Origin of the sequence: Nocardioides marmorisolisilvae (genome assembly GCF_031656915.1) — a bacterium.
GTDB lineage: Bacteria > Actinomycetota > Actinomycetes > Propionibacteriales > Nocardioidaceae > Marmoricola > Marmoricola terrisoli.
Window position 1 is genome coordinate 1,077,194 of record NZ_CP134227.1, and the last position, 23,132, is coordinate 1,100,325.

The 23,132-nt window shown below is 69.7% G+C and carries 26 protein-coding genes and 1 pseudogene; 13 read left to right on the top strand and 14 right to left on the bottom strand.

The window, feature by feature from the left end; genetic code table 11:
* Window positions 1-165: 165 nt before the first annotated feature.
* From Q9R13_RS05150 to Q9R13_RS05175, 6 genes are read right to left on the bottom strand one after another with little or no spacing between them, the layout of a single operon-like run.
* Complete coding sequence (locus tag Q9R13_RS05150) at window positions 166-1,062, bottom strand: hypothetical protein (protein ID WP_310964004.1); 897 nt, start codon at window positions 1,060-1,062, stop codon at window positions 166-168.
* Window positions 1,056-1,622, bottom strand: a complete 567-nt coding sequence (locus tag Q9R13_RS05155; protein WP_056680603.1) for a hypothetical protein — start codon at window positions 1,620-1,622, stop codon at window positions 1,056-1,058. The genes Q9R13_RS05150 and Q9R13_RS05155 overlap by 7 nt, the downstream gene beginning before the upstream one ends.
* Entirely contained in the window at window positions 1,619-1,894 is a 276-nt protein-coding gene (locus tag Q9R13_RS05160) for a hypothetical protein (protein WP_056680600.1), read from the bottom strand. The genes Q9R13_RS05155 and Q9R13_RS05160 overlap by 4 nt, the downstream gene beginning before the upstream one ends.
* 22 nt (window positions 1,895-1,916) lie before the next feature.
* Window positions 1,917-5,171 (bottom strand): LysM peptidoglycan-binding domain-containing protein, encoded by a 3,255-nt coding sequence (locus Q9R13_RS05165; RefSeq protein ID WP_310964005.1) that lies wholly within the window; start codon window positions 5,169-5,171, stop codon window positions 1,917-1,919.
* Window positions 5,168-5,593: a pilus assembly protein TadG-related protein gene (locus Q9R13_RS05170; RefSeq protein ID WP_310964006.1), complete on the bottom strand. Its 426-nt coding sequence runs from the start codon at window positions 5,591-5,593 to the stop codon at window positions 5,168-5,170. The genes Q9R13_RS05165 and Q9R13_RS05170 overlap by 4 nt, the downstream gene beginning before the upstream one ends.
* A gap of 23 nt (window positions 5,594-5,616) precedes the next feature.
* Window positions 5,617-6,075, bottom strand: coding sequence for a TadE/TadG family type IV pilus assembly protein (locus Q9R13_RS05175; RefSeq protein WP_056680595.1), 459 nt, complete (start codon window positions 6,073-6,075; stop codon window positions 5,617-5,619).
* A 170-nt stretch (window positions 6,076-6,245) separates the two neighbouring features.
* On the opposite strand from Q9R13_RS05175, the gene Q9R13_RS05180 reads away from it, so the two are divergent.
* The 3 genes from Q9R13_RS05180 (at window position 6,246) to Q9R13_RS05190 (ending at window position 9,467) form a co-directional block, all read left to right on the top strand.
* Entirely contained in the window at window positions 6,246-7,340 is a 1,095-nt protein-coding gene (locus tag Q9R13_RS05180) for a tyrosine-type recombinase/integrase (protein ID WP_310964008.1), read from the top strand.
* Between the two features lie 7 nt (window positions 7,341-7,347).
* Entirely contained in the window at window positions 7,348-7,674 is a 327-nt protein-coding gene (locus tag Q9R13_RS05185) for a helix-turn-helix domain-containing protein (protein ID WP_310964009.1), read from the top strand.
* Between the two features lie 281 nt (window positions 7,675-7,955).
* Window positions 7,956-9,467 (top strand): hypothetical protein, encoded by a 1,512-nt coding sequence (locus Q9R13_RS05190; RefSeq protein WP_310964010.1) that lies wholly within the window; start codon window positions 7,956-7,958, stop codon window positions 9,465-9,467.
* A 73-nt stretch (window positions 9,468-9,540) separates the two neighbouring features.
* Here Q9R13_RS05190 and Q9R13_RS05195 read toward each other — a convergent pair whose 3' ends face one another.
* From Q9R13_RS05195 to Q9R13_RS05230, 8 genes are all read right to left on the bottom strand, one after another.
* Window positions 9,541-9,981, bottom strand: a complete 441-nt coding sequence (locus Q9R13_RS05195) for a TadE/TadG family type IV pilus assembly protein (RefSeq protein ID WP_310964011.1) — start codon at window positions 9,979-9,981, stop codon at window positions 9,541-9,543.
* A 6-nt stretch (window positions 9,982-9,987) separates the two neighbouring features.
* Entirely contained in the window at window positions 9,988-10,191 is a 204-nt protein-coding gene (locus Q9R13_RS05200) for a hypothetical protein (RefSeq protein ID WP_056680591.1), read from the bottom strand.
* Between the two features lie 74 nt (window positions 10,192-10,265).
* Window positions 10,266-11,180 carry a type II secretion system F family protein gene (locus Q9R13_RS05205; protein WP_310964012.1) on the bottom strand — a complete coding sequence of 305 codons (915 nt, stop codon included), beginning with the start codon at window positions 11,178-11,180 and terminating at the stop codon, window positions 10,266-10,268.
* Window positions 11,177-12,109 (bottom strand): type II secretion system F family protein, encoded by a 933-nt coding sequence (locus Q9R13_RS05210; protein WP_310964013.1) that lies wholly within the window; start codon window positions 12,107-12,109, stop codon window positions 11,177-11,179. Before Q9R13_RS05210 ends, Q9R13_RS05205 begins: the two co-directional genes overlap by 4 nt.
* Complete coding sequence (locus Q9R13_RS05215; protein ID WP_310964014.1) at window positions 12,106-13,788, bottom strand: CpaF family protein; 1,683 nt, start codon at window positions 13,786-13,788, stop codon at window positions 12,106-12,108. The genes Q9R13_RS05210 and Q9R13_RS05215 overlap by 4 nt, the downstream gene beginning before the upstream one ends.
* Window positions 13,785-14,624, bottom strand: coding sequence for a MinD/ParA family ATP-binding protein (locus tag Q9R13_RS05220; RefSeq protein ID WP_310964016.1), 840 nt, complete (start codon window positions 14,622-14,624; stop codon window positions 13,785-13,787). Before Q9R13_RS05220 ends, Q9R13_RS05215 begins: the two co-directional genes overlap by 4 nt.
* Window positions 14,625-14,627: 3 nt before the next feature.
* Window positions 14,628-15,113, bottom strand: a complete 486-nt coding sequence (locus Q9R13_RS05225) for an SAF domain-containing protein (protein ID WP_310964017.1) — start codon at window positions 15,111-15,113, stop codon at window positions 14,628-14,630.
* Between the two features lie 516 nt (window positions 15,114-15,629).
* A complete protein-coding gene (locus Q9R13_RS05230; RefSeq protein ID WP_310964018.1) occupies window positions 15,630-16,076 on the bottom strand; it encodes a helix-turn-helix transcriptional regulator in 447 nt (148 codons plus the stop codon).
* Window positions 16,077-16,327: 251 nt separating this feature from the next.
* Between Q9R13_RS05230 and Q9R13_RS05235 the strand changes: the two genes are divergently transcribed.
* The 10 genes and pseudogenes from Q9R13_RS05235 to Q9R13_RS05280 all read left to right on the top strand — a co-directional run bounded on the left by Q9R13_RS05235 (window position 16,328) and on the right by Q9R13_RS05280 (window position 23,115).
* On the top strand, window positions 16,328-16,963 hold the full coding sequence (locus tag Q9R13_RS05235; RefSeq protein ID WP_310964019.1) for a hypothetical protein: 636 nt from the start codon (window positions 16,328-16,330) through the stop codon (window positions 16,961-16,963).
* A 39-nt stretch (window positions 16,964-17,002) separates the two neighbouring features.
* Entirely contained in the window at window positions 17,003-17,158 is a 156-nt protein-coding gene (locus Q9R13_RS05240; protein ID WP_310964020.1) for a hypothetical protein, read from the top strand.
* Window positions 17,159-17,237: 79 nt separating this feature from the next.
* Window positions 17,238-18,153: pseudogene (locus tag Q9R13_RS05245) on the top strand (IS5 family transposase).
* A gap of 141 nt (window positions 18,154-18,294) precedes the next feature.
* The gene (locus Q9R13_RS05250) at window positions 18,295-18,609 is read left to right on the top strand and encodes a hypothetical protein (RefSeq protein ID WP_310964021.1); all 315 of its coding nucleotides are present in this window, start codon (window positions 18,295-18,297) and stop codon (window positions 18,607-18,609) included.
* Between the two features lie 98 nt (window positions 18,610-18,707).
* The gene (locus Q9R13_RS05255; protein WP_310964022.1) at window positions 18,708-20,048 is read left to right on the top strand and encodes an ATP-binding protein; all 1,341 of its coding nucleotides are present in this window, start codon (window positions 18,708-18,710) and stop codon (window positions 20,046-20,048) included.
* 513 nt (window positions 20,049-20,561) lie between these two features.
* Window positions 20,562-20,969: a hypothetical protein gene (locus Q9R13_RS05260; RefSeq protein WP_310964023.1), complete on the top strand. Its 408-nt coding sequence runs from the start codon at window positions 20,562-20,564 to the stop codon at window positions 20,967-20,969.
* A gap of 112 nt (window positions 20,970-21,081) precedes the next feature.
* Window positions 21,082-21,234 (top strand): hypothetical protein, encoded by a 153-nt coding sequence (locus tag Q9R13_RS05265; protein WP_310964024.1) that lies wholly within the window; start codon window positions 21,082-21,084, stop codon window positions 21,232-21,234.
* Window positions 21,235-21,240: 6 nt separating this feature from the next.
* A complete protein-coding gene (locus Q9R13_RS05270; protein ID WP_310964025.1) occupies window positions 21,241-21,954 on the top strand; it encodes a hypothetical protein in 714 nt (237 codons plus the stop codon).
* 8 nt (window positions 21,955-21,962) lie between these two features.
* Window positions 21,963-22,886, top strand: a complete 924-nt coding sequence (locus tag Q9R13_RS05275) for a helix-turn-helix domain-containing protein (protein ID WP_310964026.1) — start codon at window positions 21,963-21,965, stop codon at window positions 22,884-22,886.
* A gap of 10 nt (window positions 22,887-22,896) precedes the next feature.
* Entirely contained in the window at window positions 22,897-23,115 is a 219-nt protein-coding gene (locus Q9R13_RS05280; RefSeq protein ID WP_310964027.1) for a hypothetical protein, read from the top strand.
* Window positions 23,116-23,132: the final 17 nt, after the last annotated feature.

Below are 23,132 nucleotides of genomic sequence, written 5' to 3' on the forward strand. Positions count from 1 at the left end.
TGACCCGAGACGCCTGGGGCTCTTTCACGTCCAGCAGCGGCAGCACGAGCAGCTCCGCTCGGCGGGCCCGGTACCTCGGGGCGCGCTCGGGCAGCGAACGACACAGGTCCCCTTCCTGCTGAGAGGACGGGACCTGTGTCGGTGGGTCGGTCGGCTAGTACAGGGTCACTGGGTCAGCACCTGGGCCTCCCCGATGCGGATCGGGAGGGGCTCGGTGGCAAGGTCGAACTCGATGGTTCCGGACTGCCCGCCACCGGTCCACTCGACCACCCAGTGACTGGCCGCGGTGACCTGGTACGCACCCTCGGGCTGGTCGGTCGACATCTTCGCGTAGCGGTGCCCGCAGGTCGGGGAGTCCTGCTTGCCGTAGTGATCGGCGTACGGCGTCCCCTTGCCGGTGCAGGTCACCTTGGTGCCGTCGCCCATGTTCCACACGATGCTGGAGACGCTGGCGGTGGCGCCGACCGAGACCGGCCCTTCGCTGGCGGACGCGGTGATCGGTCCGAACGTGTCATCGGTCGGGCTGTCGACCCACATCCACACCGGCAGACCAACGAGTCCGATCCGGTTGGGGCCGGGCTCGGGAACGATGCCGATCCTGATCGGATCCAGGTCCATCGACGCGATCGCGCGATTGGCGAGAACCACCGGGTCGATCGTGACCGTGCCGTTCTGGATCCAGACCGGATCCCATGAGGAGCCTGGGGGCGGCCAGTAGCAGATGTGCCACGCACCATCCTCGTTGCTCTGTCCAGGGGGCGGCAGTGGGCCCTCCCCACCCGGATCCCAGACGTCGCCGACCCAGCACTGATGGCTGCTGCTCCATACCGACCCGCCGGGGCCAGTGCACGGGATCTCCCTACCGTCTGAGGTCGAGCAAGTCGACGAGCCACCGGTGTCACCGCCGTCACCGCCGTCGTTGCCGCCATCCTCGTCGTCACAGACAACTTCGCCGGTCACCGGGTCCGCTGTGCAGTCAGCGCTCGCGGCGGAGGCGGTGACGAACACGATGACGAGCGACCCTGCCAACGCCACCAACAGAGCAATGAGTCTCCTCAGCATGGCTGGTCCCAAAGCAGGTCCGAGTCGGAGACCTTCCACGCACCCTTGTCCTTGACGAGCGTGTACTCAACCGGGGCGGGGTTGCGGAGCGGGTTTCCGTTGGGGTCGGTGAAGTCCGGTTGCCTGATCGCCCCGTCGTTCTTCCAGGTGACCCTGGTGCGGTCCTCGCAGTCGATGATCAGGATCGAGGTCCCGCGATTCCGCGGCGCGTCGAGCGTGTGTGCGTACTCCCCGGTCACCGTGACGTTTTCATTCATCATGCTCGCGACGGTGTGCTGCAACTGCAGAAACTCCTCACCGGTCGCGACCGGATTGAGCGCCTTGAAGTTGATGTCCCGCTTCCGGTAAGCGAGGTCGCGTACCTCGAGGTACATCGCCAGCTGGGCCGCCGCCTTCTCCTCGGGAGTCTGCGGCGTCGGCGCAGTGCTCGTCGGGCTCGAGCTCGGCGTAGCGGTCGGGGTGTCCTCGGCCTCGGGGTCGGTGCTGTCGTCCGAGCAGCCCGTGAGGGTGAGGGCGAGGGCGAGGGCCACTCCCCCGAGTGCGGAGTGGTGCTTCCTCATGCGGTGTCTCCTCCTATGTTGGGCGGCGCCATGACTGATCGCTGGCTGACGTCGGTGGCAATGTGCTCGAGGTGTTCTTCGGCGGCGTCGACGAGCTCGGCCAGCGAGCCGTTGTCGGCGGGGTCGATGCCGAACTGCTTGTCGGCGTTGTAGAGGGTGCGGATGGTGTCGCGCACGAAGACGGCCCTGGCCACGCGTCGGGCGTCGAGGTCTGGGCGGTCGCCGCCGGCCGCGACGTAGCGGCCGGTGAGCTCCTGGTCGAACGTGGTCATGTGCTGGTGCTCCCTTCCCGAGTCAGCTCGCGAGCCAGCCGTGGGTACTGATGATGGTCTTCGTGCGCTCCGACAGTTCCAGCGGGGCGTCGCCGTCGTCGGACCGGTTGCAGATCTCCTCGCGGAGGATCCGGTCGGCCTCGAGCTGGTCGCCCTCGGCCTTCATGACGTGGGCCAGGCACAGGCGGGTGCTCTCGCCGTCAGGGTCGGCCCGGTTGGCGACGTAAGCGGCGGAGCGAGCCTTGACCAGGTCGCCGGCGGCGAGAGCCTCGGTCACGACGATGAGGGCGACGTCGGCGATCCAGCCGGACGCCATGAGGTCGACGCGGTCGGGCTCATTGACCAGCCAAGACCATCCCTCTTCACGCAGTTGGCTGAACGGCTTGGCCTCGCCGACCAGCTCGAGCGCGGTGCAGAGGTCGGCGACGCCTTCCGCGCCGCCCCGGGCCTGCCCGCGCTTGCGCAGTCGGAGGAAAAGGTGGAGGTCGACCAAGAGACCGTCGTCGACCTGGTAGACGTTGACGCCGCGAAGCTTGGTGGCGGGTGCCTTGTCGGCGTGGGGCAGGTGGGGCTCTCCAGTGGCCGGGTTGGAGCCCAGCCACTCGCGGACGGTGTTGGTGTAGTCGCGCACCTTGCCGGGGGTGATCCCGAATGCCTCGCCGATCTCCTCGCGGGTGGCTCCGTGCTTGCGGTGCAGGGCAAGGTACGCGAGGAGCTCGGTGAAGTAGGGCTTGCGCTTGGCCAGGGCCTTGCCGTGGGTGCGTGCGGTGACCGGACCGAGCAGGCTGAGCCGTGGACGGTCGCAGTCGGTCGAGAACCAGTCGGCGATGTCCTGGTCGAGATTGGGGTCGCTCTGCTCGACCTCGGCTCGGACGTGCTCGGGAACCTTCGGCGCCAGCGTCTCGAGGTCCTCCTGCACGATCGCGCTCTGACGGATGTAGTCCTGGTCGTCGCCCTCCAGGAGGGAGGACAGCGGCTCGTCGACGGCGTCCGCGGGGGTGTTGCGCGGCAGGGTGTACTCGCGGCGCAGTGCCCCGGACTGGTCGGTGTAGGCCTCCCAGCCGTCGGTGGCGGTCTCGTCGACCGGCACGGGGACGTCCTCGGCGACCTCGCTCTGTCCGTAGACCAGGGCGCAGCCGCGGGCCTCGTCGCTGGTGAGGCCGACGGCGATGAGGTTGAGGCTGGCTTGCTCGAGGACGACGCGGCCGGTGTTCGTCATGTGCAGGACGGCGCCCGGTGTGTTGGGGCGCTCGCCGGCGACGACGATGGAGGTGGCGGACTGCCCGACGTGGTCGGTGACCAGCTGCAGCAGCTGCTCGAGGTCCTCGGGGTCTCCGGCCGCCGCGTCGAGCAACAGCATCCGGGCCGGCCAGGTGTCGTCGTCGACGCTGCCGGTGCGTGCCGTGGACACGTCGGTGTCGTGTCGCTTCGCCCGGTCGACCGTGGTGACGGCGGCCGCGAGGGCCTCCGCGGTCGCGAGCGACCCGGCTGCTCCGGTCGGGTGGTAGCTGATCCGCTCGTCCATGGCGACGGCTTCCTCAGCCACGCCGATGCAGTCGACCTGCACGCGCCGCGACCACGGGTTGACGGCGAACTGTGCGGCGAGGTGGCGGGCGAAGTCCCGGCCGTAGGTCGGGTCGCCGCTGATGGTGAGAGTGGACAGCTCCTCGCAGTTGAGCAGCCACGTCTCACCGGTGTCGCTCATGCCGATGGTGGCCAGGAGCGGGTAGGGCGGCTCGACGTTCCCCGTGTCCGGGCCAAGCTCGTCGACGGCGGTGTCCGTGCTGACGTGCCAGTGGGTCTGGTCCGGGCTGCCCACCCAGGGCCCCGGGACAGCGGCCGGCGCGCTCAGGTGCAAGGTCAGCTTGCCGTGCGCGAGTTCCACGGCAGCGAGCGGCGGCATCGTGATGCCCTGCGCGCCGACGGCGGCCGCGAGGCGGCGCAGCGCCTCGTCCGCGAACTCCACGGTCGCCGCGGCCGCGGCACCGGTGGCGTTCAGGGTCATCTCGACCGGCGCGAGCTCCGGAGGCGGCGCGGCGATCGCGCGGCCCGGTGTCCGGTTCCGGTAGCCGGCGCGGCGGCGAGACCGCAGGGCCATGAGCAGTGCCCCGGACAGCAGGACGCCCCCGCCGGTCAGACCGGCGAGGACCCACGGCGCGTCGAGGATCGAGTCGTCAGCGTCGTCGACCTGGTCGACGTCGGCGGCCGGCGCCGCCGGCTCCTCGGCCTGGGGCGGCGCGTCGGGCACGGCCGTCTCGGGTACCTCGGGCACCTCAGGCTCGTGGGCGACCGGCGGCTCCTCCTCGGCCGGCAGGTCGACGGGCCGCTGGTCCTCGGGGCTGGCGGGCGTCTCGGGCTCGACGTCGCGCGGCTGCTGGTGCCGGGTGTCGTCGTGACTGCCCCCCTGCTCGGCGCCGGGGATGTTGAGCTTCCAGCCGACGTCGATGACGTCGGGGTCGGTCAGCTGGGCCCCGCCGGGCTGGGTGATGCCGGTGGAGGCCTGGTAGATCTCGGGCCAGCGGTCGGCGTCGCCGAGCTGCTCTTGGGCGATCTCGCTGAGGGTGTCGGTGGGCTGCACCGTGTAGTCGTGCGCCGGTGCCCCGCCGTTAAGCGCGGGCAGTTTGAGAACCCAACCGGGCTCGAGGAAGCTCGGCTGCGCGCCGAGGAGGTCGCGGTTGAGCTCGACGAGCTCCTTGTAGCGGGCACCGTCCCCGAAGTGGTCCTCGGCGATCGACCACAGGCTCTCCCCCGGCTTCACAGCGTGGTCGACGGTCTTGCGCTGGCGCTCCTGCTTCGTCTCGACCTTGACGTCCTGCTGGGCGGGCGCCTGGTCGGCGGCACCGGCGTTGACGTGTCCCACCGTCACCGGCGCCGCGGCGGCCGTGGTGATCGTGGCTGCCTGGGCGGCGATGGGCGCGGCGATGAACAGCAGAGCGGCGAGGCCGATGAGGCCGCGTGCTGCGGCCTGCGGCCGGCCCAGGCCCGGCAGCTGGGGCGCCTGGACCTTGCGGAGCCGTGCGATGGCCTCCACGACCAGGCTCAGCGCCATGAAGACCCACGCGACCCAGCCGATCACCTTGAACAGGCCGAGGACGAGGGTGCCGTCGTCGGGCGCCATGAGCGCGTTCTTGATGCCGTCCAGGGTCGGGACGTGGTCCGGGATTGGGCTGGCACCCATCGCGAGGAATAGTGCGGGCAGCCCGAGGACGATGCCGAGTACGGCGGCAGAGGCTGCGAGGCCGGTGAGCCGCTGGCCCAGGGTGGGATGGGTGGTCATCTCTCGATGCCTCCTTCGGCGCGGATGAGCCGCGCGGACGCCTCCCCGGTGACCTGCATCGTGTCCAGGCCGATGATCCCGAGAAACTTGCTGGTGTATGTGTCGGTGGTGGTGACGATCAGGGTGTCGCCGTCGACGACGCGGACGGTTCCCTCCACGCCGGCGGCGCGGAGATAGTCCATGGCGGCCGTCTTGGCGGCGGTGAGGTCGACGCGGAGGTCCTCGCCGCGGACTGCGGTCGAGCCCTGAACCTCCTGGGCGCCGGTGCGGGCGGCCTGGGCGGCCGCGCTGCGGGCTTGCTGCTGGGTGTGGACCTTGCCGCCGAGGTCGACGGCCATCCCGACGAGGATGATCATCGCCAGTGCTGCGGTGGCGAACCAGACGCTGATGGAGCCGCGCTCATCGCGCGAGCGCGGCGTCATGAGGCAGCGGATGCGGTGGCTCATCATCGGCGCTCCCGGTAGGCGTCGACGGGGCTGCTGGCGGTCGCGGTGATCGTCCGGGTGCCGGGCAGGCCGGGGATGCTCAGGTCCGCCACGTCGACCTTGCAGGTCACGGTGGCGGTGACCTGGGCGGTGGTTCCCAGCGGGGCGTTGAAGGCCGCAGCGTTGATAGTGATGTTGGTGGTCGTGCATTGCAGGCCCTGGTCGTTCAAGCTGCTGGTGGCCGCGGACTTGCCGGAGGTGATGGCCTCGCTCTGAGTGCGCTCGATGGAGGCCGCTCGTGCCGCCTCGTAGGCGGCTGCGTCCACGGACTGCTTGGCGATCTCCACGCGGCCGCCCAGGATGATCATCGCCACGAACAGGCCGAAGGCCGGGACGCCGATCGCGGCCTCGATGGCCACCGACCCGCGCTCGTCCCGGCGCCGGCTGCGTGTGCTGGTCCGCCTCGTCTGCCTGGTCATGTCCCTAATGCCGTGAGTTCGTCGAGCTCCGAAGTTCCTGATCGGGCCGTTGTTCCTGCTCATCGGGCCCATGTGACACCCCTGGGAATCTTCGAGAGAAGGTAGAAATTCGTGAACAGACTCTGATATCTATGAGGCGTGACATGGATTCGTGATCCCCAGGGCCGCGCATGACTCTGGCAGTGGTGCGTTCGATCGACTCGCCGCTGCGGCTGGCGTCTGCCGCGGATGCGGAGGTGTTCGAGCAGGAGATCGTCGACCAGCACGCGCTGGCGATGGTCGGTGCTGGTCTGACCGACGGCTACATCGACGCCGAGCGGTCCGCGGTCATCGAGTTCGCCCGTTTCCTCGGCGAGCCTGTCTGGTGCGCGACCAGCGCGGACGCCGACCGGTACCTGACCTGGCTGCGGCGCGAACGGGGACTGTCGCGATCCACAGTGGAAGGCAAGGCCACCGCGGTGGCACGCTTCTTCGAGTTCACGATCGCCCGCTACCAGGGCGACATCCATGCCCTCACCGGCGTCGTGGTCGCCCAGCCGGTCGATGAGTTCAACCGTCCGGCGTCCACCTGGACTCAGGCGATCCGGGTGCCACCGACCGACAAGGAGGTCGACCACCTGTTCACCAACTGGGCCGACACGCTCGTCGATCAGCGCAAGTACTTGACCGCGGCACGCGACTTCATGGCCGCCTCGCTGTGGCGACGCGTCGGGCTCCGGCTCAACGAGTCGCGGATGTTGGATCTGCGTGACTGGCGTCCCGATCTCGGCGACCACGGCAAGCTCCACGTCCGGTTCGGCAAGGGATCTCGCGGCCGCGGTCCGAAGACCCGGCTGGTGCCGGCCATCAACGGGGTCGACGGGCTGCTCAACTGGTGGCTGACCGACGTGCGCCACCAGTTCGGTGACGACTGGAACGACCCCGACGCACCCCTGCTGCCCAGCGAGCGCTACGACAAGATGACCGGCCGACCGACCAGGGTGGGCGACGATGCCCTCCGTGCCGGGATCGCCCATGCCACCGCACGCTGGCTGCCCGCCTGGGAGCAACGCCTGACACCACACGTGTTGCGCCACTACTGCGCCACTTCGCTCTACCACCGCGGGATGGCGCTCAAGGCCATCCAGGACCTCCTCGGGCACGCCTGGCTCAAGACCACCACCACCTACGTGCACGTCCACGACGACCACATCGAGCGGGCTTGGGACGTAGCCAACGAACGCGTCGCCCAGCGATTCAACCTGACCTCTGACCCGAGGGAGTGACGATCCGATGAAGTGGAACCTGCGCATGGCCGCCGCCGAACATGGCATCTGGAAGTCCACCGACCTGCGTCGCATGCTCGCCGACGCGGGGCTCGAGATCTCCGCCGGGAAGATGTCGGGCCTGTGGACCGGCAACCCCACCACCATCCGCCTCGATGACCTTGACGTGATCTGCGAGGTCCTCGGTTGCGAGCCCTCCAAGCTGTTGATCCGCGAACCCGGCAAGGTCGCAGCGCTGCGCTCGAACACGACAGCCACCGGCGACGGGCCGGGCAACCCGACCCCAACTGTCCAGCCGCGGCTGGGTCGCAACCGGACCCGGCCCCCTGAGTGAGCGGCGGCAAACCACCCAAGCCCTGCATCGCCTGCCGTCAGCGTCCAGCAGCCTGGACGAAGCCACGGGTCGATTACTGTTACCAGTGCCTGCCTGGCGGCCCATTCCCGCCACCAGCTTGCACACGCTGCAACGCCGGCACGGACGGTGATGGGGCGTCGGGCAGGACCAAGCCCCAGGATGGGTTCGGGGTCGAGTACTACTCCCAGGGCCTGTGCACCCGCTGTCACTTGCACGCACCGCAGCGGCTCGCGAGTTGCCGCGACTGCCACGCCTGGGGTGTGATCCGTAAGCACAAGTGGCTGTGCTGGCGCTGCCGCAGCTGGCGCGCCCGGCTCCCGAAGGGAACCTGCCGGCTCTGTCACCGTGTCGACCTGTCGGTCAACCCCGACGCCGTCTGCAACCTGTGCGACCGGCAGATGAGCATCACCTTGGGCGCCACCGTCGACGAAGCGAACACCGGCGGGCAGCAGCTCTACTTCGCCAACATGCCCTGGCAGCCCACCAGGATTCGCTGGGGCAACGTCCGCCGGCTCGACAAGCCCAACCCTCGCAACCTCCACCGCGACCGCGCCGACAGGTTCGCCACCATCGAGTTCTACCCGGTCGAGCAGATCCAGTTCGCGCTGTTCGACATGCCCCGCGACCTCACCTGCGCCCTGGGTCGAGAGCTGTCCAGCGAACCGCTCCCCGACCCGCCCCATCCGCGGATGGCGGCCTTCCTCGACGCCGCGGTCCTCGACCACGCGCGGCGCCACGGCTGGCCCAAGTCCACCATCCACCGCACCCAACGCTCGATGCGCGTTCTGCAGCTCATGCAAGACACCCCCGGCGCGATGCTGCTCACCTCCGACGCCATTCGGCTCCACGAGATCGGGCTGACCGCGATCCCCGTCATCGACGTCGCCACCGCCGCCGGCGTCATGCTCGATGACCGCCAACCCGCCATCCACGCCTACGTCGACACCACCACCGCCGACCTGCCCGAGCAGATGCGCACCGAGCTGGGCGAGTGGTTCACCATCATGCTCAACGGCTCCACCACACCGCCACGACGCAAACCCCGCGACCAGAACACCACCCGGATGTACCTGCGCTGGGCGATGCCCGCCCTCACCACCTGGGCCGAACAAGGCCACACCTCGCTGCGAGAGATCACCAGCACCGACGTCCGCGCCGTGCTGCCGCCCTCGGGCAACCCCCGCTCCACGATGGGCGCCGGGCTCCGCTCCATCCTCACCCTGCTCAAGGCCCGCAAGATCTTGTTCGTCAACCCCATTGCCCGGATCCAGACCGGCAGCCACGAACGGCGCGACCCGCTGCCCGCGCACGCCGAGGAGATCCGCGCATCGCTGCTCTCGCCCAACCCCGCCGGCGCCGCCCTGACCGCCCTGGCGACCTTCCACGGGCTGCGCGCCGGCGAGCTGCGCAACATGCACCTGACCGACCTCGCCGACGGCCGACTCCGAGTCGGCCACCGCAGCATCCTGCTGGCGGAACCCGTCCGCGTCCGGATCCGCGCCTGGCTCGACTACCGCAACCAGCGTTGGCCCGGCACCGCCAACCCCCACGTGTTCCTCAACCACCGCAACTGCAGCCGCACCACGCCCGTCGGCCCACGATGGCTCACCCTGGCCACCGGCATCCCTATTCACGTGATGCGCGAAGACCGGATCCTTCACGAAGCCCGCGCCACCGGCGGAGACGTCCGCCGCATCTGCGACCTGTTCGGCCTCACCGTCGAAGGAGCACTGCGCTACCTCCCCGAACCCGAGCCCGCCGACCTCGAGTAGCCCGCTCGCCAAACAGTCGCCGTCAGTTCGCGAACCCACGACCACAACGGCGCTCTGTGAGACGCTCAAGGCGTCAGTTCCCACCGCTAGACCCTTCAGTATTCGTGAACTCACGGGAGGGTTCCGTCAGCCTCTCGACCGGGACGCTGGCGCTCTGGGTGACGGTCACGTGCCAGCCGGGGACAACGCTCATGGACTTGCCCGTGACGGTGATCGTGGCGGTGGTCGTGGTCCGTGATCCGGAGACGCTGGTGGAGGTCATCACGTCGGAGCCTCCGGCGTCGTGGAGGAAGGTGTTCGCCGTGGCCACACCGGCGTCGCGGGTGCCGGTCTCGCTGCCTGCCTCACGGGCGCCCTCCTGCGCGGCCGCGAGCGCTACCTGCTTCGCGTGGTAGTACAGGGCGCCTTGGAGGCCGAGGAACATCAGCAGGAACAGCGCGGGCATCAGGAAGACCATCTGGATGGTCACTGAGCCGCGCTCGTCCCGGCTGCGGCGGTGGAGGCTGGCGAACATGGCGGCCTACTTGATCTTGGCGGACTCGCTGGTCACGAAGAACTTGATGGCCGCGACGACGATGCCGACGATGACGATCACTGCGCCGGCCCACAGGACCTGCTCGATCGTGACGGAGCCGCGCTCGTCGCGCTGCCTGGTGACGCGGTCCTCGAGGGAGGCGAGCGTGGTCAGCGCCGCTATCTGGAGGGCGATGAAGAGCTTCAACATCGGGGTTCTTCCTTCCTGGTTGTTCGGTTTGCGGTCTGGGTGGACCCGGGTTCTTGGGGTCGGTGTTAGGTCGGTCAGGTGGTGAAGCGGAGCAGGGAGGGGGTGACGAGGATCGCCATGAAGACGATGCCGAGCAGGCTGGCTGGGATGTACATGCGCTCGGAGGTGGCGTTGGCCTTGCCGACCTCGGCGCTGAGCATCGCCGAGCGGAGTGCGGCGGCGCGGGCCCGGAGGTTGTTGTAGATCTGGGCTCCGTCCTGGCCGGACTGCTGCATGATGTCGGCGAGGTCATCGAGCTCGGTGACCCCGAGCTCGTCGGCCAGACCGTGCAGGGAGTCCCAGGGTGCGCGGGTCATGTAGCGGGCGCGGCGCAGCTCACTCTCGATCCGCTTGAAGACCCACTTGTCGCCGACCTCGGCCGCCTGGCGCAGCGCCTGCTGGCCGCTGGATCCGTCGCGTACACCGGTGGCCACCATGTCGATGTAGGCGCCCAGGGCGCGGCTGAACTCGATGCGGGCCTTCTTGGCGTCGTCGGCGGCGTTGTAGTTGGGCATGAACCAGAACAGGGCGCCCAGGGCCAGCGACCCGAGCGTGGGGATCGCGAACGGGAGCGGGAGCCCGATCAGGCTGAAGAATCCCGCAAGTAGCGGCGGCATGATCAGCCCGAGCATCGCCCAGACGACCTTCTCGCCGTAGAACCGGGTCTCGCTAATCTGCAGGAGCGCCAGGTCCTTGCGGGGCGTGTGCGCCCAGGCACCACCGGGCAGGTTCTTCATCGCCCACAAGCCGATCCGGTCGACCGCCGAGCTGGTGCCGGTGCCGGCGTCGTCGAGGCCATGGGCGCTGCGGCGGGGCCCGACGTGGTCAGGCGAGAGACGGTCCAGGGCGTCGACCAGATCAGGGTCGGACGGCGCGAGACGCCACACGAGCAGGGCGAGGGCCAGTCCGAGGAGGGCGCCGCTGGCGAGAGCGATCTGCAGTCCGGTCATGCGAGTGCGCCTTCCCTGTCGCCCGGTGCCGTGCGCTGGGCGGCGCGGTGCGCGTTGCGGGCCTGAAGGTCCAGGAACCGCGGGAGCGGCTTGGCGACCGCCATCCGGCGCAACCACAGCAAGGTGGCCACGTAGGCCGAGAGCAGGACGGCGAGGATGACCTGGCCCAGCGGCGAGCCGTAGGGCTCGATGTAGTCGCCGGTGAAGGCGAGCATGCCGAGCACACCGAGGGTGATCACGGTGACGGTGCGGGCGGTGGTTCGGGGCTTGGCCTGGTCGGCGGCGATCTGGCGGCGGGCGCGCACATCGGAGGCGACGGTCTCGGCGAGGGCGTCCAGGGCCTTCGCCAGACCGGCCTGGCCGCGGCCGCTGGCTGCCAGGATCAGCTGGCTGGCCACGACGTCGCCGGTGGAGTCGTTGAGGTCCTCGGCGAAGGCGCGCAGCACGTCCTCGGTGCTGGCGGTGTTGTTCCACAACCGGGAGACCATCAGTCCGACCTCACGCTCGATCGGCGCCGGCGCGGACTGTAGGGACTTGATGAGCGCCGAGCGCAGGGACTGGCCGGCGGTCAGCTTGCCCGACAGCGACCGGGTCCACTCCTCGAGCGCCTCGAGCTTCTCGATGCTCGCGGCCGCCGGCGGGGGCGTCAACAACAGCGGGATACCGACGATCCCGGCCGGGACGAGCACGATCGCGATCACCCAGCCGGTCACCAGCGCGACCAGGAGGCCGGCCACGGCACCGCCGACCATCAGCATCCGGGTGCGGCGGTCGAGCCGGACGAACCAGTTCCCCAGCCGTCCGAACGGTGTGACGGGCCGGGCGGGACGGCGCGGCTTCGGCGGTGCCGGGATCAGCGCGTAGACCATCCCGATCAGGCCGATGACGATGAGCGCGCCGAAGACGGCGGGCAGGAACGCGGTGCTCATGAGGTGGCCACCCCCGGGTTGGCCAGCGACTCGGCCTTGTACGCCTCGAGGTCGAACCCGTGCCGCGCCAGCTCCTGGGCGAGGAAGTTGTCGAGCTTGCCGGTCGCGACGGCCTGGCCGAGCTGGTTGGGCGCGAAGATCGGGGTGGTGGCGTATCCCCTGGCGGCGTCGATGCTGGGCTGGACGACCAGGACCTCCTCGACCCAGCGCTGCTTGCGGGAGGTGCCGTCGGGGTTGGGGATGACCTCCGAGCGCAGGTACATCACGATGTCGATCGCGGCGGCGAGCTTGCTGATGGCCAGCTCGCGGGTGACCTGGGGGCCCTTCTCCATGGCGCAGGAGACGAGCTTCTCGATGGTGTGCTCGGCGCTGCGGGCGTGGGTGGTGCTGATCGAGCCCGGGCCGGACTCCATGGCCTTAAGCATGTTCCAGACCTCGGGGCCGCGGACCTCGCCGACGATCTGGCGGGCGAGGTTGAACCGGAAGGAGTGGTGGATGGCCTCCTCGAGGCTGAACTCACCGGCCTGGCGTCCGTCGATGCCGACCTCGCCGGATCCGGGGCGGTGTTCCCAGGCGTGGACGATCTTGTGCCGGTCGACGAGCTCGTGCAGGTGCAGCTCGAACTCGGTCTCGAAGGTGCCGATCATCTCCCAGGGCGGGATGCACGAAGCCAGGGCGCGGACCCAGGTGGTCTTCCCGCTGCCTTGGACCCCGGAGACGACGATGCTCTTGCCGGCGCGCACGCAGGCGGCGGCGAAGTCGGCCAGGACCGGGCTACAGGCCTTGCGGTCGTAGACCATCTCGTCCATCGACACCTCGCGCATGCCGTGGCGCCGGATCACGACCGAGGTGTAGGCCATCACCCAGGAGCCGGCCGCGAGCCGCGCTCCCCCGGGCAGCCGGAGGTCCAGATGCGGCCGGGCCTCGGTGAAGGGCCGGTTCTGCCGGGCGCCGAGGTCGGAGAGGAACTCGCGCAGCTCGTCCTCGGAGTCGGCGATCGGGGCGGCCTCGACCAGGGTGCCGTCGACCAGCTCCAGCCACACCGAACAGGCCGGGCCGCGGGCGATGACGATGATGTTCTCGACGTCCTCGCGCTCGACCAGCGGCTGCAGGCGGCCGAGGCCGAACAGGGCGGCACGGAGGGCGGACTTGAGCGCCTTCTCCTGACCGGTCGTCCACGGCGGCCGACCGGTGGAGACCAGCGTCTCGGCCTCGGACTTGATGAGCTCCTCGATGACGTCGAGGCCCATCTGCTCGCGGTCTTCCTCGGTGACCCGGCCACCTTCCTTGTCGAGCCGGGCGGTCAGTCGCGACGAGATCTCCGCGCGGTACTGCGCGATCAGCTCCCAGTCCAACTCGACCTCGCCATCCGCACCGTGGATGTGATGGTGCTCCTCCGGTGTGGGCGCCACCAGCGGGCGCAAGCTGCACTCCGAGCGGGCGCGGCCGGGCAGCTGACCCTCGCCTTCGCTGGTCCAGGCGCCGGCGAAGATCGGCAGAGAGGTCGGGTCGTGGTCCTCGACGACCGGCGGCGGAGGCGGCGGGGAGCCGTTGGTGCCGCGGCCGCGGGCGAACGGCGAGGTCTGCTCACGGTTCGCGGCGTGACGGGCCTCGAGCCACTCATCGGCGCGCAGCGGGTCACGGCCGTTGGTTTCCGGGTGGTGTCCGTTGGTGCTCATGCGTGGCCTCCGTTCGTGGGAGCGAGGGCGGCCTGGTTGGCGCCGAGGATGGACTGGATCGCCGCGGCGCTGGCCCGGTAGCCGCGCAGCAGCCCGGAGGACTCGAACTTGCGGGGCTTGCGGGCGCCGTGGGAGTAGACCTCGGCCACCTCGGGCTCCCAGTCCACGGAGGCGACCACGGGGATCTGCAGGGCCTTGGCGATGTGGCGGGCGGTGTATGGCCGGACGCGGGCTCCGGTGGGAACCGTGGGCCACCGGCGCTCCTCGTCGACGAGGAGGACCCCGAGACGAGACAGGCCACCGACCGCACCGAACTGGTCGCGCAGCGACTTGGCCCACGAGCGTGCACCGGCCAGTGCCGGCAGTGAGCTGCGGGTGACCAGCAGGGTCAGGTCGGAGGCAGCGATGAGCGGCTGCGGCCAGCCCGCGAGACCGAGCCGCCCGGAGTCGACGATGACGTCCTGAACGTTGCGGTCCAGCGCGCGCAGCTGCTCGGCGAGCGGCTCCCACAACGGCAGCAGGCTAGGGGCCTGCTCGTGGGCCCGGATGCCGGGCAGGAACCAGGCCGAGCGCTCGGCCGGGACCTCGGGGTCCAGCAACAGCGTCTCGCGAGGAAGGGCGGCAGCCAGTGTCCCCTCGCGCAGCGCGAGGGCGAGGTTGATCAGCCCGCCGGTGGGTTCCTGGGTGCCGTGGAAGTAGCCGGCGAAGACCGAGGAGGAACCGGTCGGGTCGGCGTCGACCAGGAGCACGGGACGGTGCCAGTCGAGGGTGAGCCCCAGCGCCGTGGTGGAGACACCGGGCGAACCGCTGGCGGAGGCCAGGACGATCAGCGCCATCGCTCAGCGCTCCCGAGCGTCCAGGACCAGTGCGACCCGCCCGGTAGCGGCCCGGGCAGCCAGGTCGGCCGCATCGCCCTCAGGGACAGAGACGTCGACAACGGTCTCCCCCGTCTCCTCGACCCGGCTAACACCAACGACGGTGGCCTCGATGCTGACCGGCTCCTTGTCGGTGATCTCGCCCTGGTCGCCGGGCGTGGTGACGATACTGACGACGTCGCCGCCGTAGAGCGGCTCCGAGGGCATCTGGGCGGGAGTGAGACTGATGCCCACCAGGGACTCCCCCTCCCCCGGCACCAGGTTGTCCGCGACTGCCTGCTCGGTGAGCAGGGTGCCGGCCCACAGGTCGACGGCGGCGCGGCTGCCCTCGAGCTCCGCCTTCTGGCTGCCGGGAACCGGCGTCAACGCCGGGTCGACACTGACCCGCACGACGGCGAGGTCACCGGCCTCGATGGTCTCGCCGCGCTTGACGTCGCTCCTGACGACCAAGACCTCTCGGGTGTCATTAACAGACGTGAACGCGTAGCCGGTACCTAGCGCACCAGCAGCGACCAAGCCCGCGCAGAGTGCAAACACCCACCGCCTGGGGCGTTGTCTGACGGGCGGGAAGTGGTTGATGTGGGGCGTGGTCGGGATATTGGAGGGTGCCTCGCCCGACCGTTCCTGAGTGATGTTCATCGACATGGATCCCGAGTCCTCTCGTGTCTCGATCACCTACGTGTCAAGACGGGTCCGGAGCGATCATCGCCAACCCAACTCGACAAGACGACACTAGTGCATTTCTATCGAGCGAGTGGTTATCCGCAGGTGACCAACTCCGAGATGTCATCGCCCGAGTCCTGACCGGAAGCGGTTGCGCGGCCCAGTCCCCCGATGGGACCGATCAATTTCGCGCACCGAATGTCCGGATCTATGGGACCACAAAATCATCCGGTTCTCCCGGGGAGAACCTGTTCCTTGTGGATAACCGTCAACCCGGGGCGTTTGCGCGTTGTCTGCCCGAAGCTAGATCTCCTCGCGCTGCAGGCGTTGGCGTTGTGCCTCGAAGAAGGCGGCGACGACGACATCAACGGGGTGCCCCGAGGCACCGGCGAGTTTGTCGAGTTGCCTGGCCGCAGGGAGCCGAGCCCAGCGGCCTTGCTCCCAGGCGTAGTAGGTAGGCACAGCAACGTTCACGGCCGCCGCCAGCTTGGGGACTGTCAGTCCGGCCTGCAGACGCAGCGCCCTGAGGTCGGGGATCTCACCGTCAATGTGGATGAGACGAAGGGTCGGGATGTCCAGGGCTCTTGCGAGCTTGACCAGGAAATCCGGCCGGGGAACGGACGTGCCGAGCTCCCAGCGCGAGACGCGCTCCCCGCCGGCAGCACCAACGAGACGCGCCAGCTCGTGCTGGGTCAGGCCCGCCTTCTCGCGTGCTGCCCGCAACTCCGAGGGGTCGACTCCGGTAACCATCAGCGACGAACACTAGCGACAGGGAGAACGATCACAGTTCCGCGACCGCGCCGAGGTGCTCGAACTCCTGGGCATAGTCCAGCCGCCAGGCGCCCCGGAGGCTACAGCCGCCCCGGTGGACTGCTTCACCCCCGAACGCCTCTTGCTGATCGCTCGGACGCTCCTCAATCACAAAGGTGACCCGCACCTGGATGGCAGAATCCCAGTGATGACTACACCAGACCGCTACTCCCCTGCGGCCGGCTGATCGGGTGGCTGCACGATCCTGGCGCGACCGGCGCATCGACGACCTCCTGGCGGCCGTCTCCGACCTCGGCATGACGATGTCCCGGTCCGCTGCCGGCGAGTTGCTCGACGAACGGGTCAAGTTCGTCGCCGAGCAGATGCGTGTCACAGAGACCAACGCCCGCCGGTACCTCACCGACGATGCCCTCGCCGGCATGGCCAGGGAGATCGTCTTCGGCTTCGTCGAAGAGACACCGGGTGCGGACCTGATGAGCGCACCGCGGACCGCCGCGGTTCCCGTGAGGTTCGCCGGCCGGGTCTTCGCGGGGTTGGGCGAGGTCGTCCGCATCCTCCTCGTCGAGCGCGACGATCTCGAGCACACCCGCGATCGGGTGGCTCAGATCGCGCACGCGCAGAGCTATCTCGGACTGCTGGTCCATGACCAGGTGGCCACCACAGGCTTCTACGACGAGCCGTCGGTCCAGATGCCCCCGGCGCTTCTCCTGCGCGTGGCGCGCATCCTGGAGACCGCCGCAGACCTGGTGGAGGATGGCCTGATCGGCTACCAGGGGGATCCGGAGCAGAGCGCTGGGCTCCCATCAGCCTTCCGCCGAGACGTTCGCCTGATGCGCACTATGGCCGGGCAGGAGTCGAGCACGTGACGGAGACCGCAGCTCGAGTCCTCGCCCTGTACGCCCCGGGTGCAGGAGATCCCGCCCGACCACCGCGGCGGCTACACCCTCGGCCGAGAGGAGTTGACCGTCCAGGACTCCGACTACGACCAGGCGCTCGCGGCCGCCCGACGCCGCGTTCCTGACGGGTGGCGAATCATCGCCCTGCGAGTCGTGCGCAGCTAGGGCGTGTCTCCCATATCTCAGGTGAGGCGCACGTGAGTATCGGTGGGTGAGTTCTTCGAGGTGCCGGGCGCTGTCGGACATGGAGTGGGATCGGATAGAGCCGTTGCTGCCATCGAACGCTGGCCGGCGGGGCCATCCGTTCGGCGATGACCGGCGCGTGGTCGAGGGGATCGTCTACCGCTACCGCACGGGGATGCCGTGGCGGGACCTGCCGCGTGAGGTGTTCGGGCCTTGGCAGACGGTGTGGAAACGACACCGTCGGTATGCCGAGGACGGCACCTGGGACAGGGTGCTTGCCGAACTGCTGGCTCAGGCCGACGCTGCGGGCAAGGTCGACTGGACAGTCTCAATCGACGCCACGATCAGCCGTGCCCACCAGCACGGCACGAACACCACCCGCCCGGATCAGGACACGGGGGGCTCGATCGAGTTACACGAATTTGCCGGCCGGGTTCATCGCGAGCCAGCTGGGCGGTGAGCGAGAACCCGCAGGTCACGGGGTGGGTCGCTCTCGTGGCGGGCTGACCACGAAGATCCATGCCGCGGTCGATGGTCACGGCCGCCCGTTGGCGCTGGTGGTCACCGGCGGCCAGCGCAACGACGGCGCGATGCTGGCTGAGGTGCTGGCAGACATCCGGGTGCCGCGGCTGGGGTCGGGACGTCCGCGCACACGTCCCGACGTCGTCGTGGCCGACCGCGCCTACACCAACGGCGTCAACCGACGCATGCTGGCCGCGCGCGGCGTCAAGACGGTCATCCCGCAGAAGAACACCGAGATCGCGGCCCGACTACGCAGAGGCTCTGCCGGCGGGAGGACACCAGCCTTCGATGCCGAGATCTACAAGGGCCGCAACGTCGTGGAGCGCTCCTTCAACCTGTCGAAGCAGTGGCGGGGCCTGGCCACCCGCTACGACAAGCTCGCCATCACCTACCGGGCCGCGGCCGTTCTCCAAGCCTGCATCCGCTGGCTTCGCCTATTGGGAGACACGGCCTAGCAGCGGATCCGATGCTGCCGTGCCCGCCGCCGGTGCACTACGCGTGCCGGCCCAGGCCGGTGAGCTGGCGAAAGTACCTCGCGCAGCTGATCGCTCCCAAGGTCCGGGATCACCTAGGTGACCAAGCAGAGGAGGACCCAGATGAGCACTTCACCCGCAGAGCAGCCGGGCCCCGGCTTCGTCACCTTCACCCAGCAGGGCGACCGCGCCCTCGATCGCCTCGCCGCCGACCTGGTCGACCACTGCGACGGCTCCGCCGGCAGCATCGCCGACATTCTCGAGCAGGTGCTGTCCGCCGACATCGCCGAGCTTGCCGACAAGCTCGGCGAATCCCTCGTCTGCGGCGAGGCCGGCCCAGCCCCCGAGAGTCCCGACCAGGCAGCCCGTAGACGCCTCGGCGCCGACCGGTCCACTGCCGGCGGCGCTCCTCCCCCGCCACGCCGGATCGGCCGTTGACACGCCGGTCCCACGCGCGAGAGCTCGCCCGCCGAGTGACCACCTAGACTGACCTAGAAAACCCCCTAAATCTAGGTGAGTCTAGGAAGGTGGCGCTGGTGGATCAGAGCCCGTACACGCCCGGTGCTGGGCACAACCCGCCCGTCCTGGCAGGACGCGACGGCCTTCTCCGTGACTGGCACTTGATGCTCAACGACATTGTCGCTGGCGGCCGCGTCCGTGCCCAGGACATGATCCTTGCTGGCCCGCGCGGCGTGGGGAAGACCGTCACGGTGAGCGCGTTCGCGGACCTTGGCAAGGAGCAAGGCTTCGAGGTGGTCAACCTCCAGGCTGTGTCGGGCCACGCTGGTCTTGTAGAGGCGCTGCTCCAGCGCGCTCGCACCCGTATGGCGGAGGAGGCCGGCCCCTGGCAGCGCGCCCGCAAGGCCTTCGAGCGGATCGGTGGGGTCAACCTCAGCATCGCGGGCATCGGTGCCGGGATCTCTACCCGCCAATCCGACGCCGCAGCACCGGGCCTGGACGCGGGAACGCTCGCTGACGCCCTGGCCACGCTGGCGGCCGAGGTCCGCAAGGACGCCCACAGCGGCGGCCTGCTGATCACCGTCGATGAACTCCAGGTCGCCTCTGGGCCCGACCTCGCCCTGCTCGCGGCGACGCTGCACCGACTCAACGTCGACCACCCCTCCGCACCGGTCCTCTTCGCCGGCACCGGACTGCCCTTCACCCCCGATGCACTCCGCAAGGCCGGCGTGACCCACCCAGACCGCCTCTTCGTGCTGGAGCCCATCCCGCTGACGCTCGAACCCGATGACGCCCGATACGCCGTGGTGGAGCCAGCACGCCGGGCCGGTGTCGCGTGGACCCCCGAGGCGGCTGCAGCCGTGGTCGAGGCCAGCAACGGCTACCCGGCCCACCTGCAGCTGTTCGCCCACGCCATCTGGACATCCGCGCCTGGGCCCGACCAGATCACCCTCGGCGACGTCGAAGCCGCACTCCCCCAGGTCGCCGACATGCTCGAACGCCGCACGCTTGGTCCCCGCTGGGACCGCATCAGCGATCGCCAGATGGAGTTCCTTGCCGCCCTCGCTCTGCACGGCGGGCGCGCCTCGACAGCGGCGATCGCCAAGACTCTCGGTCGCTCCCAGCAAGAGCTGTCCTGGCTCCGCGAGGAGCTCATCGAGGAGGGCGACGTCTACGCACCCAAACGCGGCCAGCTGGCGATGGCGGTTCCGCTCTTTAACCACTTCGTTCTGAGCCACTACGAACGCACGCGGCCCGAGGCAGCGACCGAACTGCTGAGCCTGCAGAAGATGATCGCGAACGCCGGGCTGGATCCGTCAGCAGCCCACGCGGATCGGGACATGCTGCGCCGAAGCAAGCAGAACGAGACCCGCCAGTTGCCACCGCCCAGCGGCGAATCTGGGCGGCCGCGCTCCTGAGTGGCCGCACGCACCGCTACCGAACGCGCGGACATACGTTCCGTTACACAACGCAGCCGTGTAACAGGCTGGGAGCGGGCCGGCACGGACCGCGACAGTCCGCGCGGCGCTAGAGCTGGCGGCGGGCCCGCCGCAGCATGAGGCCCTGTCACGTCGGGCAGCAGCGCGGCAAGGGACTGCGGCGGCGCGACGTCGGCCAGCTCGTCCAGCAACTCGGAGTCGTCTGCCGTCAGTGACTCCGTCGTCGGGCGCAGTAGGCGTTCCACTCACTGACCGCCGCGGCGAGCCGGCGATAGGCCTCAACATCCTGGGGGCGTTGAACCACGCGGCGGCGGACATCGCGACGCGCCGCGCGATCAGGGCCGCTTTGTCGTCCATGGCTGCTCAGTCTCCCTCCCCACACACCTGGAGGGAGTCCCTTTCCCGTTGTCCACAGCCCCACCGCCAGCGGCGCGCGCCGGCCGGCGAGATCCGCGAGACTCAAGCCCAACCTCTCGGAGGGAAGGGCACCCGGTGGACGACAACGACCAGCTCGAAGCAGGCGGACACGCGTCGGCGGCCCGCGAGCACGTCTACGGCTTCAACCGCGCCACGATGTGGGAGCAGGACCAGATCCCGGCTGAGACCTCCGCCCAGCTTGCGGAGTTCGCCGAGATCGCGGCCGCACTCCCCCAGGCGTTATCGCAGCTTTCCAGCACGCTCGAGCAGGCTCTGGCTCACCAGGTGCTCAGCATGGATGCGATGACCGACGAGTCGGACCCGGCGATGGCGATCGGCGTCGCTCGCCTCCATCTAGAGGAGGCCCGCGGTCTCGCGGTCCACCTGCACAAGCACCTCAACGCCGCGCGCAACGCCACCGCGCACGTCATCAGCCAGGGCGCCGACGACGGCCAGGAGTCGATGCCCTGGGACCAGCCCTGACCCGGCCCCGCTGACGCATCAGCGAAGATTTCTTCGCGTCGGGTGATCGCCCCGACGGGTCGACATTCCTTTGGTGACTGAGAGATGACCCCGGTCCACCAAGGAGCTGCGCGTGAGCACGCCCACCGATTCCCCGTCCGCGGCCGACCGTGACCCGGTCCAGGACGTCCGCGCACACCTCGAGCAGGCCCTGGCTGCGCTCGATCAACTCCGCGAGGTCCTGCCCCCTCCCACCGCTCCGCCCGCCCGAAACCAGAGGCGGTGAGTCGGCATGACCACCGACACCACACTGAGCGCCGCCGACGCCGTGTTCGAGGCCGAGCAGGCCGTGGGCAGGGCCCGATGGGTGGTGGAGGAGCTGAAGGAGACGATCGGCTCCGCGCTCCGCGTGCTCAACGACGCCGAACTCAACTCGGCCAAGGCCAAGCTGTCCGAGCGCGGTTCCTTCTACCTCGAGGCCGCCGGCGAGCACCTAGGACGGCTGCGCACGAGGTGCAACGAGATGCCTGACCTGACGCACGACCTGTTCGTACACCTCAATCGCGCGTCGCAGTCGGTCACCGACGCCCGTGCCCTCCTCGACCCGGCCGACACCTCCGATCCCGTCATCGCCAGCGAGGTCGCCCAACTCAAGCCGCACCTCGCGGTCGTCGGCGAGATGGTCGCCCTGGCCAAGCCCTTCGCCCAGCTGGCTGCCCAGCACGTCGAGACGGCACACCAGGCCAGCCAGGACGTGACTGCCATGGGGCTGCTGGAGCCGGTCAGCCTGGAGCGGAGCATCGCGACCGCCGGCAAGGAGCTCGGCCGCGCCGACGAGGACGTGCGCCTGCTCGGCAACGTCGTCGACCACGCCGCGGCCAGCGCCCGTGAGTCGGCCGGGATCGCCAGCGAGATCACCGACAACGCTCGCCGGCGGATGTCCGAGCAGGCCCGTGACCCGATCCCGAGCCCCACCCTGCCGGGTCCCAGGACCCCGGGTCGGTAGAGCGAGCCATGGATCTCGACCCGGGCGGCCGCCAGCTGGCGGGCCTCATCCTCGACGCGGCTGGCCGAGGCGAACATGACCAGGTCGCCAGCCTGATTGCACCGCTCGATGCAGAGCGGCTGCGCTCGCTGGTGACGGTGCTGGCCGTCCAGGTCGACCAGAGCGCGCCGGCCTCCTCGGCAACCGGCCCGGCCGCGGTGTGCGAGCTGGCCATCAACGCCGCGGCGCCGATGTTCGGCACGACGCCGGAGGCGATTCTTAGCGCCGAACGCCGCCGACCAGTCAGCGATGCGCGGGCGGTGGCCATGACGGCCGCCCGCGAGACCGGCCTGTCCCTGCCAGCGATCGCCGAGCAATTCAACAAGGACCACGGCTCGGTGATCCATGCGGTCCGCCGCACCGCCGAGCGGCCCCGACTGGCCGACGCCGCGGCGCGGGTGAGCGAGCACGTCAACAGCCGCTACACCGCCCGTCTCCCCCGCACCGAAGAGAACGTGGTCGACCTCCCCCAGCGGCCGCCCGCCTCGACTTTCGAGCCCGATGGCCCGGTCGAACACGCCGTGCTGGCGGCCGCGGAGGCCCTCAACACCACACCCGAGGTCCCCCTGGGTGCCGACCGGAGCCGGGCGGCCGCCGATGCCCGAGCGGTGGCCATAACGGCCGCCCGGATCCACGGGCACAGCCTGCCCACGATCGCCCGGCACTTCGAGCGCGACCACACCACGGTGCTGCAAGCCACCCGCCGCATCGAGAAGACCCCGCCGCTTCGGGACCTGGCCGCCAAGATCGCCGCGGATCTCCCGAGCAGCGGGCCAGCGCCAGCGCCGGCCGGCTCGACGTCGACGATCCCGTGCCCGAGAGCGGCCACCGCTCCCTCGGGTTGCGCGAGCAGCAGCGGGCGATCCCCGTTGCTGGCGAGCGGCCGCAGCTGAGGGTGGCCCGGTGAAGGCCCTGATCGGGCTGGCCGCGGCCGCGGTCCTCGCGCTCAGCGCCGGCGGGATCAAGGCCGCGATCCCCGGAGTCCAGTCAGGCCCCGAGTCCGCTGAGGGCAAGACCAGCCAGGTGCGCGTGACCGCGGTCGTCGACGGCGACACGATCCGCGTCGAGACGCTAGGAGGCCGCCAGCTCGGCCGAGTTCGGCTGCTCGGCATCATTCATTAGTCAAGTCTGGTGTCGGG